The sequence below is a fragment of the Fictibacillus sp. b24 genome, assembly GCF_030348825.1.
Taxonomy (GTDB): Bacteria; Bacillota; Bacilli; order Bacillales; family Fictibacillaceae; genus Fictibacillus.
Genome location: NZ_JAUCES010000005.1, coordinates 1,967,873 through 1,985,655, shown reverse-complemented (window position 1 = coordinate 1,985,655; position 17,783 = coordinate 1,967,873). Strand labels below are relative to the sequence as shown.

General features: G+C 38.5%; 18 protein-coding genes and 1 other RNA gene. 17 read left to right on the top strand and 2 right to left on the bottom strand.

What is annotated here, in order from left to right; all coding sequences use genetic code 11:
• Position 1: 1 nt before the first annotated feature.
• Complete coding sequence (zwf, locus tag QUF49_RS10200; protein WP_289495553.1) at positions 2-1,504, bottom strand: glucose-6-phosphate dehydrogenase; 1,503 nt, start codon at positions 1,502-1,504, stop codon at positions 2-4.
• Positions 1,505-1,599: 95 nt separating this feature from the next.
• Between zwf and QUF49_RS10195 the strand changes: the two genes are divergently transcribed.
• From QUF49_RS10195 to QUF49_RS10125, 15 genes are all read left to right on the top strand, one after another.
• The gene (locus QUF49_RS10195; protein ID WP_289495552.1) at positions 1,600-2,442 is read left to right on the top strand and encodes a sulfurtransferase; all 843 of its coding nucleotides are present in this window, start codon (positions 1,600-1,602) and stop codon (positions 2,440-2,442) included.
• A gap of 44 nt (positions 2,443-2,486) precedes the next feature.
• Complete coding sequence (locus tag QUF49_RS10190) at positions 2,487-3,317, top strand: PHP domain-containing protein (RefSeq protein WP_289495551.1); 831 nt, start codon at positions 2,487-2,489, stop codon at positions 3,315-3,317.
• A gap of 73 nt (positions 3,318-3,390) precedes the next feature.
• A complete protein-coding gene (locus QUF49_RS10185; protein ID WP_289495550.1) occupies positions 3,391-3,987 on the top strand; it encodes a trimeric intracellular cation channel family protein in 597 nt (198 codons plus the stop codon).
• A gap of 122 nt (positions 3,988-4,109) precedes the next feature.
• Positions 4,110-4,964, top strand: coding sequence for a putative beta-lysine N-acetyltransferase (ablB, locus tag QUF49_RS10180; protein ID WP_289495549.1), 855 nt, complete (start codon positions 4,110-4,112; stop codon positions 4,962-4,964).
• A 57-nt stretch (positions 4,965-5,021) separates the two neighbouring features.
• On the top strand, positions 5,022-6,422 hold the full coding sequence (locus QUF49_RS10175) for a sigma-54 interaction domain-containing protein (RefSeq protein ID WP_289495548.1): 1,401 nt from the start codon (positions 5,022-5,024) through the stop codon (positions 6,420-6,422).
• A gap of 123 nt (positions 6,423-6,545) precedes the next feature.
• The gene (locus QUF49_RS10170) at positions 6,546-6,689 is read left to right on the top strand and encodes a hypothetical protein (RefSeq protein ID WP_289495547.1); all 144 of its coding nucleotides are present in this window, start codon (positions 6,546-6,548) and stop codon (positions 6,687-6,689) included.
• A 128-nt stretch (positions 6,690-6,817) separates the two neighbouring features.
• Entirely contained in the window at positions 6,818-8,245 is a 1,428-nt protein-coding gene (ablA, locus tag QUF49_RS10165; protein ID WP_289495546.1) for a lysine 2,3-aminomutase, read from the top strand.
• Between the two features lie 13 nt (positions 8,246-8,258).
• Positions 8,259-8,531 (top strand): YokU family protein, encoded by a 273-nt coding sequence (locus tag QUF49_RS10160; RefSeq protein ID WP_289495545.1) that lies wholly within the window; start codon positions 8,259-8,261, stop codon positions 8,529-8,531.
• A 77-nt stretch (positions 8,532-8,608) separates the two neighbouring features.
• Positions 8,609-9,976: an aspartate aminotransferase family protein gene (locus tag QUF49_RS10155; RefSeq protein ID WP_289495544.1), complete on the top strand. Its 1,368-nt coding sequence runs from the start codon at positions 8,609-8,611 to the stop codon at positions 9,974-9,976.
• A 15-nt stretch (positions 9,977-9,991) separates the two neighbouring features.
• The gene (locus QUF49_RS10150) at positions 9,992-10,723 is read left to right on the top strand and encodes a CoA transferase subunit A (RefSeq protein WP_289495543.1); all 732 of its coding nucleotides are present in this window, start codon (positions 9,992-9,994) and stop codon (positions 10,721-10,723) included.
• Positions 10,666-11,328 (top strand): 3-oxoacid CoA-transferase subunit B, encoded by a 663-nt coding sequence (locus QUF49_RS10145; protein WP_289495542.1) that lies wholly within the window; start codon positions 10,666-10,668, stop codon positions 11,326-11,328. Before QUF49_RS10150 ends, QUF49_RS10145 begins: the two co-directional genes overlap by 58 nt.
• 19 nt (positions 11,329-11,347) lie before the next feature.
• Positions 11,348-12,610 (top strand): peptidase, encoded by a 1,263-nt coding sequence (locus QUF49_RS10140; RefSeq protein ID WP_289495541.1) that lies wholly within the window; start codon positions 11,348-11,350, stop codon positions 12,608-12,610.
• A complete protein-coding gene (gene gabT / locus QUF49_RS10135) occupies positions 12,607-13,914 on the top strand; it encodes a 4-aminobutyrate--2-oxoglutarate transaminase (RefSeq protein ID WP_289495540.1) in 1,308 nt (435 codons plus the stop codon). The genes QUF49_RS10140 and gabT overlap by 4 nt, the downstream gene beginning before the upstream one ends.
• Positions 13,915-14,054: 140 nt before the next feature.
• Positions 14,055-15,509 carry a hypothetical protein gene (locus tag QUF49_RS10130; protein ID WP_289495539.1) on the top strand — a complete coding sequence of 485 codons (1,455 nt, stop codon included), beginning with the start codon at positions 14,055-14,057 and terminating at the stop codon, positions 15,507-15,509.
• 30 nt (positions 15,510-15,539) lie between these two features.
• Positions 15,540-16,976 carry a hypothetical protein gene (locus QUF49_RS10125; RefSeq protein ID WP_289495538.1) on the top strand — a complete coding sequence of 479 codons (1,437 nt, stop codon included), beginning with the start codon at positions 15,540-15,542 and terminating at the stop codon, positions 16,974-16,976.
• A gap of 23 nt (positions 16,977-16,999) precedes the next feature.
• Here QUF49_RS10125 and QUF49_RS10120 read toward each other — a convergent pair whose 3' ends face one another.
• Positions 17,000-17,251 carry a DNA alkylation repair protein gene (locus tag QUF49_RS10120; RefSeq protein WP_289495537.1) on the bottom strand — a complete coding sequence of 84 codons (252 nt, stop codon included), beginning with the start codon at positions 17,249-17,251 and terminating at the stop codon, positions 17,000-17,002.
• 104 nt (positions 17,252-17,355) lie between these two features.
• On the opposite strand from QUF49_RS10120, the gene QUF49_RS10115 reads away from it, so the two are divergent.
• Both QUF49_RS10115 and ssrS read left to right on the top strand, forming a co-directional pair.
• Complete coding sequence (locus QUF49_RS10115) at positions 17,356-17,496, top strand: hypothetical protein (protein ID WP_289495536.1); 141 nt, start codon at positions 17,356-17,358, stop codon at positions 17,494-17,496.
• A 30-nt stretch (positions 17,497-17,526) separates the two neighbouring features.
• A non-coding RNA gene (ssrS, locus tag QUF49_RS10110) (6S RNA) lies at positions 17,527-17,711 on the top strand.
• Positions 17,712-17,783 lie beyond the last annotated feature (72 nt).

The window sequence follows — 17,783 nt, the reverse complement described above, 5'->3', positions numbered from 1 at the left end:
GTTAACATTCCTCTCTAACTTTTGTAGGTTCCCACCAAGAATGGCCGTCTCTATTCAACAATTCATCTGCTTCAATAGGACCCATGCTGCCAGAAGGATATTGTGTAATTGATGAACCTGTACCATCCTGCCAAGCTTTTGTAATGCGGTCAATAAAGTCCCAGCTAAGAGCTACTTCATCCCAACGAGTAAAATAGGTTGAATTCCCAAGAAGACAATCATGGAGAAGCTTTTCATATGCTTCTGGAGAGTTCATCTCAGCAGTTGATTTATTGTTATATGTCATATCGATCGGCAACAGATCAGATGTGTCACCTTTTGGTTTAGCATTAAGAGTCAGGCTAACACCTTCATCAGGCTGAACGTGAATTCTTAAAAGATTTGGCTGATATTTTTCTGTCTTTGCATGATAAAGAGCCATTGGACCTTGCTTGAATTGAATAACGATTTCTGTAGACTTTACAGCCATTCGTTTTCCTGTACGAATATAGAAAGGTACGCCTGTCCAACGGAAATTATCGATAAACAGTTTAGCAGCTACAAATGTTTCTGTTTTTGACTCAGGAGCAACATTTTCTTCTTGCAGGTATCCTGGAACTTTTTCACCGTTCATCTTTCCATCAGAATATTGTGCGCGAATCACATTCTTTTGTACTTCTTCTTCATTAAAGAAACGCAACGAACGAAGCACTTTAACTTTTTCATCACGGATATGTTCAGGCTTTAGTTCACCTGGCGGCTCCATGGCAACCATCATAACCATTTGAAGCATGTGGTTTTGAACCATATCAAGGAGTGCACCTGATTTTTCGTAATAAGCTGCTCGATCTTCTACACCTAAAGTTTCACTAGATGTGATTTGAACAGAGTCGATGTACTTGTTGTTCCAGATGGATTCGAAAATCGCATTTCCAAAACGAATCACTTGAATGTTTTGGACCATCTCTTTACCGAGATAGTGGTCAATACGATAAATATCATCTTCATTAAAACTTTGTTGGATCTCTTCATTTAACTTCGTAGCAGAAGGGAGGTCATGACCGAATGGTTTTTCAATTACGATGCGCTGCCAGCCTTCTGTGTTTGTTATACCTTCTGATTTTAAGAAAGTTGGAATTGTTCCAAAGAAACTTGGAGCCATCGCTAAATAGTATAAGCGATTCCCATTCGTCTGATAATCTCTATCAAGCACGTTCAATAGTTCTTCTAATTCATGATAGCTCGGTTCACTTGTTACATCCATTTTTAAATAATAAAAATGAGAAGAGAATTTTTTCACGATGTCTCGATCTGCATTTGGTGCGTGTTCGTTAATAGCTGAAGCCACTTCAGCTTGAAATTCTTCGTGTGAATACTCTTTTCTAGAAACACCAACAACAGAAAAGTTCTCTTTCATATGCCCCTTTTGATACAATTGATAAAGAGCAGGAAATAGTTTTCGGTGAGCCAGGTCACCAGTCGCTCCAAATAATACAATGGACGCGTTTGGAATACTATGTATCATTTTGTACGTCACTTCTTTCTATCTTTTCTAATAGTTACAGCTTTCCCTAGATGAAGTTAAAATAACGTATTACTTCTTAAATAGGAGGTTTAAGTATGTCCAATTTTGTAAGACCGGAATGGGTAGACAAAAATCTTAACAGAGATGATATTGTAATCTTTGATTGCCGGTTTTCGTTAACAAATCCTTCAGAAGGATTTGAGCTGTATAAACAGGATCATATCGAAGGCGCATATTATGCGGATCTGAACCAACATCTATCAGCACCAGTTTCAACTCATGGCGGTCGTCATCCATTACCTTCCGTAAACATACTATCACAATTTTTAAGCCGTTGTGGGGTTGACTCTGAAAAAATTGTTGTCGCATATGATGACCAATCAGGTGCTATGGCCTCCAGACTTTGGTGGCTATTGAAATACCTAGGACATGACAACGTATATGTTATGCAAGGCGGCTACACACACTATAAAGAAAAAGGTCATAGCATCACAAGAAAAATGCCTATAGAGAAGCAATCACACTTTAAGTCCAAAATTAGGGAAGACATGCTTGTCATGAAGGAGGATATTATATCTGTCATTAAAAACAGAAATAAAATGCTGATAGACGCTCGGGAGCCTAACAGATATAAAGGCTTGATCGAACCGATTGATCATAAAGCAGGCCATATACCAACAGCTATTAATATTCCGTGGGAGAAGCATTTTCAAAAAGCCGGCTGGTGGAAAGAAAAAAAAGATCTGCAGGAAATGTATGCAGTTCATCTTCGTTCTGACGAAAAAGCAATCGTATACTGCGGATCTGGCGTAACAGCTTGTGTGAATATTCTTGCTATGAATGAGGCTAGTATCACAAATACTGCGCTATATGGAGGCAGTTGGAGCGATTGGATAAGTTATCGTGATAACCCAGTTGAAAAAGAGCAGCAAGAATAAAATTTCACGTACCGTAATTAAATTATAAATTTTAGGAGAAAAAAATGAAACAAAGCGATCTGCATACCCATTCCACTGCATCAGATGGTACTTTTAGTCCAGCAGAAAACATTAAAAGAGCCCTTGAAAAAGACCTTGGAGCCATTGCAATTACTGATCACGACACGGTAAGCGGTATAGAAGAAGCGATGCTTGAAGCAAGTAAACATCCAAATTTCGAATGTATTCCTGGTATCGAAATCAGTACATTGTATAAAGGACAAGATATTCATGTCCTAGGATATTATATCGATTATAAAGATGAAGAATTTCTTTCTGTTTTAACAAGCCTTACTTCTGTAAGAGACAAAAGAAATGAAATGATTCTTCAAAAACTAAATAAACTTGGAATCAATATTAACAAATCAGAATTAGAAGCAAAAAGGCACGGGGATGGAAATGTTGGAAGAGGACATATTGCGGAGATTCTAATGGAGAAGGGGATTGTTCACTCTCTTCCAGAAGCCTTCGACAAATATTTAGGAAAAGGTAAAGCAGCATATGCTACACCTGAGCGCATTTCACCAATAGATGCGATACAAATCATAAAAAAGGCAAAAGGTGTGCCTGTTTTAGCACATCCGGGCATTTATGGTGCTGACGAACTGATTCCTTTATTAAGTGAGAACGGATTGATTGGGATCGAGTGCTGTCACCCAGATCATTCATCACACCAAGTAAATCATTACAAAAAGTTAGCTGAAGAATATTCGTTAATAAAAACAGCAGGAAGCGATTTTCACGGTTTTCGAAACGGAGAAGTTTTTCATGGAGATCTTGGAAGCTGCAGTGTACCGCTCAGCACTATAGAGAAGTTAAAAAGTTTTTGCAAATAATCCTTGCCAGTCGGTTCATAACCTTATAAGATTCAATACGGAGTATATTGTTTTTTAGAGAGGAAGAACGGGTTTGACTTGGGATTTATTAAATATCATTGGGACGATAGCTTTTGCGATTTCAGGTGCTTTAGTTGCAATGGAAGAGGATTATGACATTCTCGGTGTTTTTATTTTAGGTTTAGTTACAGCATTCGGTGGTGGTGTTTTGAGGAATGTATTAATCGGACTTCCGGTTGACACCATATGGGAACAAGGCCTTTTGTTAAAATCAGCACTTGCTTCAATGGGCATTGTTTTCTTTATGCCAGAAACTTTTATACAATACTCAAAAAGAAGTCTTCATTTTTTTGATGCAATAGGGCTTTCTGCATTCGCCATTCAAGGTGCGATTGCTGCCACAAGCATGAACCATCCAATAAGTGCAGTGATTGTTGCTGCAATATTGACGGGTATCGGCGGAGGCATGATTCGCGACGTGCTGGCAGGACGAAAGCCAGTCGTATTGCGTGAAGAAATTTATGCAGTATGGGCTTTACTTGGCGGGTTGATTGTAGGTTTAAATATTGTAAACAGTACCGTTGAATATATGATTCTGTTCATTTGCTTAGTTGCTTTTAGAATGCTATCTCTTAAGTTAAGATGGAGACTTCCTCATAGAGCTCTATAACAAATAGCAACAACTTAATCAAATTCTAAAAACCGCCTGAAGGAAGGTGGTTTTTTTTATGCAGGAATTTACTCTTGATTTATGGAAGTTAAATTATGTGATAGAACAGGAGGCGAAAAAACGTGCAGACGACCTATTATGAAAATCATAAGGTACAACAACCCCATTTCACTGCAGATACTTGCTTTGATTATTATAACGAGCGGCTTCGTATCGATGACTATCGAGGAAGCGTGAATCATTTAGTTATATGGTTAGAAGAAGAAGTGATAAAGAACAACTTTAACAAGGTAATTGTTAAATCTCGTTATGAAGATACAGCTCTCTGGATTCAGCAAGGTTACATCTATGAGGGGGAATTTACAAAATACTTCAATGGTGCACCTGCTATTGCCATGTGTAAATACTTTACCAATGAAAGAAGAAACAGCCAATACTGGCTGGATGAAGATAACCTATTAAAAGGAGTTATGAAGCTGCCGCAAGGAGCCTCTCAAAGTCCATTTCCAGAAAAATACTCTCTCCGAATGGCTGATGTTCAAGATGCAAAGTCACTTGCAGAATTATATGGGGAGGTCTTTGAAGTTTATCCTACACCCATGGATAATCCGGAATATGTACTAAAAATGATTCAATCTGGAACACTGTTTTGTGTCGTTGAACATGAAAAGAAAATTGTAAGTGCTGCATCTGCTGATGTAAATTCAACGTATCATAATGCTGAGATTACGGATTGTGCGACTCTCTCTAACCATCGGAAATTTGGGCTGATGAAGCACTTAGTTGATCAGCTTGAGAAAGAATTATTTAATCGTAGTATCTATTGTTCTTATTCCATTGCACGTGCATTATCTTTTGGCATGAATGCTGTTTTTTATCAAAAAGGATATGTTTATAAAGGAAGGCTTGCTAACAATTGCAAGATCTTTGATAAATACGAAGATATGAATATTTGGGTAAAAGATCTATCAAGTTAGGTGCCGACTTTTCGGCACCTGATGACGAAAATTAAGCACTCTTGGTGGTGAGCGAAGATGATCACTGGTTCAATGGAAACAGCCGAAACGTTAAATGCCATTTTGAAAACAATTGATGAAGGCATCCATGTAGTCGATGCAGATGGTATAACTATCTTTTACAATTCGGTTGCAGCAACACTTGATGGATTAACACCTGATGAAGTTCATAATTGTCATGTACTCGAAGCGTTCCCCTCACTGACAACAGAAACCAGCACTTTATTAAAGGTCATTCAAACAGGAAAACCGATTTTTAATGAACACCAATCGTATACGAACCGAAAAGGCAAACAAATAGATACGGTGAACTCCACTTTACCGCTTTGGCTGAATGGAGAGTTGATAGGTGCGGTAGAAGTAGCAAAAGACCTTTCAAAAATAAAACAACTGTCTGAACAATTATTAGATTTGCAGTCAAAAATGAAAAGATTAAATAAATCACATAAGAACCAAACGTTTGCCAGTTACCACTTCTCAGATATTATCACGAATGATTCAACACTTGATCAAGTTAAGAAGCAGTGTGAAAAAGCCTCACAAACCCAATCACCGATTATGATTTACGGAGAAACCGGAACCGGAAAAGAGATGTTTGTTCAAGCGATCCACAACTCTTCTAAACGCAGTTCACAACCTTTTGTTGTTCAAAACTGTGCTGCGATTCCAGGACCGCTGCTCGAAGGTATATTGTTTGGTACTACGAAAGGTAGTTTTACTGGAGCCATTGATCGGCCAGGAGTTTTTGAGTTGGCAGATGGAGGCACTTTATTTTTGGACGAGCTTAATTCAATGCCCGTTGAGCTCCAAGCTAAGCTCCTGCGAGTCGTTCAAGAAGGAGTCGTTCAACGAGTTGGGAGCCATGTTACCCGCAAGATTGATGTTAGGATAATCTCTGCACTCAATGAAAAACCTGAAGAGTGTATGAATAAAGGCAGTTTAAGACACGATCTATTTTATAGATTGAATGTTGTTTATTTCGAACTTCCTCCTTTAAGGGAAAGAAAAAGGGACATTTCGTTTCTGATTCAATATTTTGTTACGCATTTTAATGCTGTCTTCCAAAAAAAAGTTGAAGGCATTACAGATGAGGCAGAACAAGTGCTCCAAAATTATTCTTGGCCCGGTAATGTACGCGAACTTAAACACGCCATCGAACATAGTATGAACTTTTCCGAAGATTACTCGTTGATCGGACTAGAATTGCTGCCAAAGCATGTTGCACCTTCAAATGCTACTATCCGTATAGAAAGTACACCTGATTTATCTACTGTTCCTCCATTAAGAAAGGCATTAGGGGATTATGAACAACAAATTATTCAGATGGCACTAAAACAAACATCTGGAAACATTCTTCAAGCAGCAAAAATTCTAGGAGTACCTAGGCAAACCCTTCAATATAAAATTAAACAAAGATAAACTGCCGATTTTTCGGCAGTTTATTCTTTTTTGATAGATCTTTTCTAAATGCTTTTTTTATAGAAGATTGTTGCTTTCAAACCTCTTTTATATTTCTTCCTTGACAGTTGATTGGAGTGCAAGGTGGGAGACTCCTGCGGGACAGGCGGGCAGGTGAGACACTTAAGAGTGAAACGTTACAAATGTGGCTCACCGCCTGCCCCGCGGAAAGGGAGCACCTGGAACGGAAATCAACACTTACAAAACAACAAAGTAAGACTTTTATAGAAGGTATAATGGCCCACATTCAACATACTTTGCATAAACTAGGGTATATCACTAAATTTCTGAAATTTCTGTAACTTGGCATGCATCTTGCAAGAGTTTGAAGTGTAGAAATAAAGGAGGTCGTTGACATGCCTGTAGTGAATGGATTATTTAAACCTAAGAAACATTGGAAAGAATTTGAGTTATGGAAAGATGTTACAGACGAGCAATGGAATGATTGGTTATGGCAGCTTACGAACACCATCAGAAATTTAAAGGACTTAAAGAGTATCATCAACCTGACACCTGAAGAAGAAGAGGGAGTCAAAATTTCGACGATGACAATCCCTTTAAATATAACACCTTATTATGCATGGCTAATGGATCAAGATGATCCAAGGTGTCCGATTCGTATGCAGTCAGTACCAATCGGCAAGGAAATTTTAAAGACGAAATACGATTTAGAAGATCCTTTACATGAGGATGAAGATTCTCCGGTTCCAGGATTAACACATCGTTATCCAGACCGCGTACTCTTTCTCGTAACCAATCAATGTTCAATGTATTGCCGTTATTGTACGAGAAGAAGGTTCTCTGGGCAGATTGGTATGGGTGTTCCAAAGAAACAGCTAGATGCAGCTATCAATTATATAAGAAACAATCCTCAAGTTAGAGACTGTTTAATCTCAGGTGGTGACGGATTACTAATTAATGACAACATCCTGGAATATATTTTAAAGAACCTAAGAGAAATCCCACATCTTGAAATCATTAGAATTGGTACACGTGCACCTGTCGTTTTCCCACAAAGAATTACAGAGAATTTATGCAATATTTTAAAGAAGTATCATCCGGTTTGGCTTAACACACATTTTAATACTTCATTAGAGATTACAGAAGAATCTAAAAGAGCATGTGAGATGCTTGCTAATGCCGGTGTTCCGGTAGGTAACCAGTCTGTAATTCTAGCTGGCATCAATGACAGTGTTCCGATTATGAAAAAGCTGATGCATGATCTTGTGAAAATTCGAGTTCGGCCTTATTACATCTACCAGTGCGATTTATCTGAGGGTATCGGGCATTTCCGAGCACCTGTTTCAAAAGGGTTGGAAATCATCGAAGGACTGCGTGGTCATACGTCCGGTTATGCTGTTCCGACTTTTGTAGTTGATGCTCCTGGAGGCGGAGGTAAGATTGCCGTTCAACCTAACTATTTAATCTCTCAATCACCAGAAAAAGTAGTTCTTAGAAATTTTGAGGGTGTTATCACTTCTTATCCAGAACCACAAAACTATCAAGCTGGCAGGGCTGATGCTTACTTCAATGAAGTTATGGGCACAGACCATATAAAGCCTGCCATCGGTGTTTCAGCTCTTATGCGAGATGAAGCTTTCAATCTCGTTCCACAAGGATTAAAACGTCTTGAAAGAAGAGAAGATTATGGATCTAATCCAGAGCATAGTTCTTTAAAAGATAAACGGGATAAACGAGATGAACTTAAAGAGAAAAAATTTAAGTTTGAACAGCAAAAAGACGAAGGAGTTTCACCGTCTCCTGAAGAACAAAAGAATGCATAGAAAGGAGGATAACATGAAGTGTTTATGGTGTGAAAGTGAAAAAGCAGAACAGACAGGTCTAACGGGTTATTGGGAACTTCCAGATGGTTCGAGAGCCGTTGAAATAACTGTAATCCCTTCTGTTTCCTGCTCTTCTTGCGGCATGGAATATCAAGAGGACCATGTTGTAGATGAAATTGAGGATCAGCTTATGTTGATTGATACGAAGAAAATAGATTCAACGATTTCGTATACTGATTTAATGAGCATACCAAGGTTTTTAAAGAAAAACTACTTTAAGATTTAACATCATATAGAGGAAGGAAATGTCTGATTTCATAATGGGCGTTTCCTTTTTAACCTCAGGAGGAAGGAGCCTTTTTTATGAGAAAATCACATCTCATCAAACCGGTTCTAGGAAACAACTATCCTGTTATCAGTCATGGTAAAGGAATCTATTTATATGATAAAGACGGCAAGCAATATATGGATGGATCTTCTGGAGCAATAACAGCAAATATCGGGCATGGTGTCCGTGAAATTGCAGAAGCGATGTGGAATCAGGCACAGCATGTTTCATTTGTATACAGATCACAGTTTACTAGTGATGCAGCAGAACACTTAGCAGAAAAAATAGCTCAATACGCTCCTGGAGATCTTAATTCCGTTTTCTTTGTGAATAGTGGTTCTGAAGCAACCGAGACAGCATTAAAGGTTGCTATTCAGTATTTTCAAGAACAAGGCAACATGACGAAAACAAAAGTCATATCCAGATGGACCAGTTATCACGGAATTACTTTAGGTGCTCTTTCCATGTCAGGTCATCAGTTAAGACGGCAGCGCTTCACTCCGCTTCTAGAAGACTTTCCTGCCGCACCTGCTCCATATTGCTATCAGTGTCCGTTAAAAGAGACTTATCCAGGATGCGGGGTAAAATGTGCAGATGATTTGGAGACGATTATTCAAGCGATAGGCCCTGATCAAATTGCTGCTTTTATTGCAGAACCAATCATCGGGGCATCAGGGGGAGCAATCGCACCGCCTGACGAATATTTTGCAAAGATCAGAGCTGTATGTAATAAATATGATATTTTATTTATCGCAGATGAAGTAATGACAGGTATGGGCAGAACAGGAAAGATGTTTGCTATGGAACACTGGAACATCATTCCTGACATCATAGCGTTAGGTAAGGGTATGAGTGCTGGATATACACCAATGGCAGCAACAATCGTATCAGATCGTATTATGAACGTGATTGAAGCAGGCAGCAAAGTAGTGATGAGCGGCCATACATTTAGCGCCAATCCTCAATCAGCAGCAGTTTGCTTAGCTGTTATTGATTATATGGAAAAAAACAAACTTCAGGAAAACGCAGCTGTTATGGGCCAGTATTTAATCACTCATCTGCAACGGCTGCAATGGAAATATCCGTTGATTGGTGATGTAAGAGGAAAAGGATTATTATGCGGTATTGAATTTGTTAAGGATCCAATTTCTAGAGAGCCTTTTGAGTTAAGCACGAAAGTAACCGACCGGCTCCTTTCCATCTGTTTTGAAAAAGGTTTACTCGTCTATCCAGCGGTCGGAGGTGTAACTGGATTCTCAGGTGACTCCATACTTGTTTCTCCACCGTTAACCGTTACGAAAGAACAGATTACCGACATGATAGATATCCTCGACCAATCGATTAGTGAACTAACTACCCAATTAATCACAGACGGATTATACATTACAGAAGCGACAAGTTGAAAGAGGTGTTGAAAGATGGTCCAGAGCGTAAATAAACAGATTTCACTAGAAAGCGCTTCTAACTATTTCTTTAATGGAATGTCGCTAATGGTTGGTGGGTTTGGAGGGGTTGGCGCTCCTCCTTCTCTCGTTAATTTAATTCTTGATAAAGGCATTCAAGATATTTTTCTTATCAGCAATGATACGGGGTTTCCTTGGATCGGTCCTGGGAAACTTATTACGGAAAAACGAGTAAAAAAACTGATTGCATCTCACATTGGCTCAAATCCAGAGGCAGGAAAACAAATGCAAGAAGGGCTTTTAGAGGTGGAGTTTGTACCACAAGGAACGCTTGCTGAAAAAATAAGAGCAGGCGGGATGGGGCTTGGCGGTATTTTAGTCGATGTAGGTTTAGGAACAGTCGTTGAAGCGAACAAAGAGAAGGTTTTTGTAAACAAAAAAGAATACATGATCGAAACCGCATTAACAGCTGATGTATCTATTGTTTATGCCAAAAAAGCCGATTTGTACGGAAACCTTATATATGACAAAAGTGCTCGGAATACAAACCCATTAGTAGCAACTGCAGGGCAGATTACAATTGCTGAGGTAGAAGAAATTGTTCCAGTCGGTTCACTTGATCCTGAAGAAATCATCACACCAGGTGTCTTTGTCGACTACATTATTCAAAGTAAAGGAGTGGACTGGAAATGGGTTTGGGAACTGAAACAAGGCAAAGAATCGCAAGAAGGGCAGCCCTCGAAATAAAGAATGGAATGACCGTGAACCTAGGCATCGGTATCCCAACACTCGTTGCTGACTACATCTCTAGCGATCTACATATCATGCTTCATACTGAGAATGGCATTCTAGGTATGGGTGGTTCACCTATAGCTGGTAATGAAGATGGAAACTTATCAAATGCAGGTGGCTATCCTGTTACGATACAGCCTGGTGCCTCTTATTTTGATAGTGCAACGGCATTTGGAATCATTAGAAAAGGACTGCTTGATGTAACCATTTTAGGCGCACTTGAAGTTAGTGAGCGAGGAGATATCGCAAACTGGATCGTACCTGGAAAACGTGTCCCTGGTATGGGTGGTGCGATTGATCTTGCACAAAAAGCAAAAAAAGTCATTATTTTAATGAACCACACAGATAAGAACGGTAATCCTAAAATTGTAAAGAACTGCTCTCTTCCTCTAACGGTTAAAGAAGGAGCAAACATGATCATAACTGAAAAAGCTGTTTTTCAATGTGAGAACGGAAAGCTGTACCTTCGTGAGATTATGAATCCTTATACGGTAGAAGATGTTATTCAAACTACAGGTGCTTCAATTGTTATTGATGAACAAGTATCCGTTTTTCAATGAATGTTAAGGGAGGTTTCACATGCTAGTTAAAGAAAAGCTCTCAAATTGGCTGATGAAAGAACAAGATAACGCCGTACGATTTTTACAAAAAACAGTGCAAGAAGCAAGTACTACTGGTAACGAAACAGGCGTACAGCACTTGATCGCACAAAAATTGAAGGATATTGGTCTTGAAGTTGATATGTGGTACCCAGATGGTGAAGAATTAGCAAATCATCCCAACTTTTGTGCAAGCCGAACAGATTTCAGTACAAGTCCTAATGTTGTTGGCATTTGGCGAGGAACAGGAAACGGGCGCTCACTCGTTCTTAACGGACATATTGATGTTGTCCCTGAAGGTGATCTGACACAATGGGATGAACATCCTTATAGCGGAAAAGTTATTGACGGTAAGCTCTATGGTCGAGGATCCACTGATATGAAAGGTGGAAATCTATCACTTCTGCTTGCTATTCAAGCATTAAAAGAAACAGGTGCTCAGCTAAAGGGTGATTTATTCTTTCATAGTGTCATAGAAGAAGAAAGCGGAGGTGCAGGAACGCTTGCGGCAGTACTGCGGGGTTATAAAGCAGATGCAGCCATCATTCCAGAGCCTACGAACATGAAGATTTTTCCTGCCCAGCAAGGTTCTATGTGGTTTCGGTTAACGATAAAAGGAAAGGCAGCTCACGGCGGTACTCGTTATGAAGGAGTCAGCGCGATTGAAAAAGCTGGTGTTGTTCTTTCGGCAATCAAAGACTTAGAATCGATTCGTAATAAGAGAATTACGGATTCATTATACAAAGATATCCCCATACCGGTTCCAATTAATATAGGAAAAATTACAGGAGGGAATTGGCCGTCATCTGTCCCAGATTCTGTTGAACTAGAAGGAAGAATCGGTGTTGCCCCTAACGAAACACTCGAAGAAGTAAAAGCAGAACTAGAAAGCTATTTATCTAACCTTTCAGATTCATGGTTAAAAGATCATCCGATCTCTATTGAATGGTTTGGAGCGCAATGGCTGCCTGGATTAATTGAGACCGATCATACACTAATGAACACCCTCTGCAAGAATTTTGAAGGTGTTACAGGAAATGCACCGATCATTGAAGCATCTCCATGGGGAACGGACGGAGGTCTTTTATCACATGTTGGTGATACTCCATCTATCGTGTTTGGTCCAGGTGTTACGGCAGTCGCTCATTACCCAAACGAATATATCGAGATTGCTAAGATTATGGAAGCTGCTGAAATTATTGCTCTAACGATTTATGACTGGTGCGGAGGCGAGAATATATGAAGAAATCAGAGGAGTTATTAAGACGAAAAGAATTAAACGTACCAAGAGGACCGTTTAATACCGTTTTGAACTTTGTAGATCACGCAAGTGGAAGCACGATGACAGATGTTGACGGAAAAGAGTATATTGATTTTGCTGGTGCAATCGGAACCTTAAATGTTGGCCATTGTCCGCCGAGAGTTGTTGAAGCATTAAAGAATCAAATAGAAAAATACATTCATCCATGTTTTCACGTAATGATGTATGAACCGTATGTGCAGCTTGCTGAAAAATTAAACGAAATTACACCAGGGGACCACCATAAGAAAACATTCTTTTTAAACAGCGGTGCTGAAGCTGTAGAAAACGCAGTAAAAATTGCAAGAAAATATACAGGCAGAAAAGCAATCATCTCCTTCGAGCGTGGATTTCATGGAAGAACACTTCTTGCCATGTCATTAACAAGCAAGGTAAAACCTTATAAATTTGAGTTCGGCCCATTCGCACCAGAAACATATAAGATGCCATACCCTTACTATTACAGAGATGATCGAAATACAGAAGAAACAGACGCCGCCATCTTAGAAAAATTTGAAGACTTCTTCTTAGGAGAAGTACCACCAGAGGAAATTGCAGCCATTATTTTTGAACCTGTCCAAGGGGAGGGTGGTTTTGTTATTCCCTCCAAAACTTTTGTAAAAGGCCTTCGTCAAATTTGTGATAAATATAATATTTTATTGATTGCAGACGAGATTCAAACAGGATTTGGCCGAACTGGAAAAATGTTTGCCATGGAACATTTTGATGTTGTGCCAGATTTAATGACCATGTCAAAATCAATTGCCGCGGGTCTTCCGATTTCAGCTGTTACAGGCAGGGCTGAGATTATGGATGCACCAGCCCCGGGAGAGATAGGTGGCACGTATGGAGGCAGCCCGCTTGGCTGTGTGGCAGCGTTAGAAGTAATAACTATGATAGAGGAAGAAAATTTATTAACACGAGCAAATGAGATTGGTGAAACCATTCTCCAAACGTTTACCAGATGGAAGTCTCAATATGATTTTATCGGTGATGTTCGTGGAATAGGCGCAATGTGTGCACTTGAAATTGTAAAAGACAAAAAATCAAAGACACCTGATTCAGACCGTGCAAAGAAAATTATTGCACTTTGTAACCAAAATGGGGTTGCTATAATGGGTGCTGGTCTATACAGCAACGTTATACGGATCCTATCCCCGCTAGTTATAACAAATGAACAGCTTCTTCAAGGATTAAAGATCATGGAGCAGCAACTCAATAAAATAAGTGAAGCAGTCTCCACTTAATCCTGAAACCTCGTCTTATAGGCGAGGTTTTTGAATTCAATTGAATAGAACTTACTATCTACCTAATAACTGGATATTTTTAATAAAAATTCAAAATATTATGCTAATATGGGAGTACAGGGTTAAAGGAGTTGTCATATTTGCAGACATTAAAAAAAGTGTTGATCGGTACAGCGCTGATCGGCGGTTTTGCCATCTATACACAATACGAAAAAACTGCAGAGCCTGCTTGGTCTGTTAATGCAGAACAGTTTACAGTGGTCAAATCATTACATGAAGGAATGAAAAGAGAATATACAAAGTTTGAAGAACTTGAAATGGTTGATCAATATGGATTTCTTAAAGACGCCAATAAAACAGTGGCATTAGAAGAAGCTTATCGAACATTAACAATTGATAAGATTTGGAACTTGGAAGGCCGTTTGTATTTCTTATACAGTGTAGACGTAAAAGAGAGGGATAAAGACGAATATGATGTACCCCGTCTATCTGTAAAAAATATGTTGTTTAAAACGAAGGAAGGCAAAGAAATCGTCCTCAGAGCAGGGGAGAATATGGGAAGTCCAGGTTCAAGAGACGAAGGATTTGTATACAAACACAGACTTTATCGCTCAATGATGCTTATTCCCGGACCAATAGAAGACGAGGAAATCGACTGGTCGATTTTAGGACAAACGAACACGATACAACTTAAGGATCTTGCCATTTCCTATAAAAATGCCGGATCAAAAGCAATAAATGATATTTCATTAAAGGTAACCTCCGACAATCCTTATACGAAAGTATTAAAATCTGAAGCTATTAATCAGACCATTCCTTATGACAATCAATACGTAAAGATTAAATCAATTGATGCTTTGTTGTACGAACAACGGCTTTCATTAGAGATTCCAAAGAATGCTGATGACTTAATAGGATTTTCAGTTGCATCAGACAATTCTCCACAAACTCAAACATTAGGCATTATAGGGACACCTAGTACAGGGTTTTACATGCCTTTATATGAGATGCCGTTTTTGGAGTCTGTAAAAAATGAAAAATCCATTACATTCAATTCATCGGTACATAAAGATAACCGCTCTTTTTCATGGAAAATTCCTAAAGAAGACATTCAAACTTTTCTTAAAAACAAAGATCAACCTGTTGTGAAGAATGAAGTAATTGCGAATTTGAATGAAACGAAGGTTATATATGAAGGATTAACCTTGTTGGATGGCATACCTAGAATTATGTTCAGTGTAACGACTACTTTCAATAATTCACCTGATGATCGAGGATTTATCCCTGAACGTTATTATAATGGAGATAAAGTACCGGAAGAATATGTTCGCCAATTTAAAAACAATTTGATCTCCATAGAAGATGAAATGAAAGCGAAAATAATAAACTTTGACATTCATCGCTCAGATACAGAAGACAAAAGAACGTATTATATAACGTTTTTGCACGAAGAGGATATCAAAAATGGGGAGTGGAACCCAATTATGATTCCGCAGCAAGATCTAACGTTAACATTATCTAATCTTACTTATGAGAAGCCGCTCTCAAAACCAGTCAAAATAAAATATAAGAATCCCATCAAAAAAAGCAAGTAAAGCAATTTATATCCAAAGGGGAAATTTCGTTTGAACCACAAGTGGAAGAAAATCATCATTGGAGCTGTTTTATTAATCGGGTTCGTTCTATATACACAATTCGAAAAGAGTGCAGAACCTGCATGGAAAGTAAATAACGAAAATTTCCACATGGTTTCTGACTGGAATGAATTGATGGACATGGAAAAAATAAAATATAAGGAATTGCGATTTGTTGACCACTTCAATCTTTTAAAGAAAAGCCAAATATCGCTTCCAATCCCTAATGAGCAGAGAAAGTTTCATATCGAGAATACATGGAGTCATGGGCACCAGATGTATATCTTGTATAGTGTAGATCTTTTAGAACGAGATAAAGATGAATTTGAGGTTCCAAGGCTTTCAGTAGAAAGGATTAAATTAACTTCAAAAAAAGGGAAGGATTTCGATCTTCCAGTAGACCTTTTTCCTGGCGAGACTTCTAATAACGGATGGGTTTATAAACATAAATTGTATCGCTCGATCATGATCCATCCTTTATTTGATAGCCTGCAGAATCAAGAAGATTGGGATGAGGTTTCGAGCAGTGAACGTTATGAACTATCAGATCTTTCATTAAGCTCAAAGAAAAACTTTACAAAGCTCAAACCGATTGCTTTTAAGGTGAATCCGCCAAATAACCTTTTAAAACCTGAAACCATTGCTTCAGTAAATTTAAATCAAACATTAAATATTCCTAAGCAAGTGCCATTGCAATTAAAGGATCTTGAATTCTTTCAAATTGGCTCTAGAATTTCCTTGTCTACTCATATAGATAAAGATCTTGTATCACTTGCTGGGAAAGTTAAAAAAAATGATATAGACTATCCCGTTGATTTTGAAATAAGCGGTGATCATTTGAGTGGCTATTTTTTACAAATGTACGCTGTTGAAAACGAGTTAGTAACCCAAGAAAAGGCTGATTCTTTAGAGCTGGTGCTGACGCATTTCGTTCAAAGAAAACGGGATAGCTATACCTTTTCGGTTTCAAGTTCTGACATAAACAAGTTTTTACTTAACCCAACAAAAGATATAGAAAAAAATGAAATAATCGCAAATGAGAATTCGTTAAACATTGTGTACAGAGGGTTATCAATGGAACAGGAAAATAAAGTAGTTGGAATTAAATTTACGCTCGATGATAATCAAGAAGGCATTGAAGATCATTATCTATACCCTCAGCCGTATTATCATTTTGGAGACGAACCTGGGGATGAACGGCATGTTCGTAACTTAGTATCTGTAAAAGACAATAAAGGAATGGAGCTTAAAAATTTCGATATCATGAATTATTATGAAGATGATAAACCTTCATTTTTAATCGTTTTTCATGATGGTCTTCCAAAAGAAAATCTTACAATTACTTTTTCAAATCTCTCTCATATAGAACCTTTGCAAAAACAGGTGGTTGTACCATTAAAACTTCCTGCTCCAAAAAATCAAAAATAGACTGCCGGACTGGCAGTCTTTTCTTATGCTCTAGGATTGCTCTGAGCACGCTTGATATACATTTCTTCTTCTCCAACAATTCCGCATGCACCGCATTGAATCAATCTTTCTGATCCTCGATATGGCAGGTGGAACATATCTAATTGTCCATCTTCATACTGCTGAACAACGTCACCTGTTGAAGGGTCCAGTTTTACCGAAACCGGATTTTGTTCAATAACATTAAAACGGGTACGATTGGTTTTGCAATTTGGACATAAATAAGGATTTGCCATTGTTTTGACCTCCTTTTTAGTCTTAAGTTAACCAACCTAGGAAGAATTATGTAAGTTTTATTTTCAAGTGAAAAAGCCATAGTAAGAACAAGGAGGGATAAAACATGGGCAAACAGAAAAAAGGCAACGCAAATGCACAGCGCAACAACAATGTAAAAGAAAATGGAACTGAAAATCAAACTGAATTTGCATCTTACGCTGAGATGGAAGTAGAAAAGATGCACCACGGCAAAAAAACAAAATGATTTTACTTCTTAACAATCAGGTAGTATAATAAAAATCTGCGATGTTAGTGACTTTTCCATGTCTTTAACCTATGTGCTAATGACGGGAATCCAATATGATCTGTCAGACAGTCATGCCTTGCATTCGACTTGGAAGGCTGTAACGGCAGCTGCGGATACCCACCTGAGAGATCAGGTTCCAAAGGCATATAAAGTCACGGCAGAGCGGACTTTACTTAAACGACAACAAGCGTATTTTACATCACATGTAAAATGCGCTTTTTTAAATAACATATAATTAGCGGGGG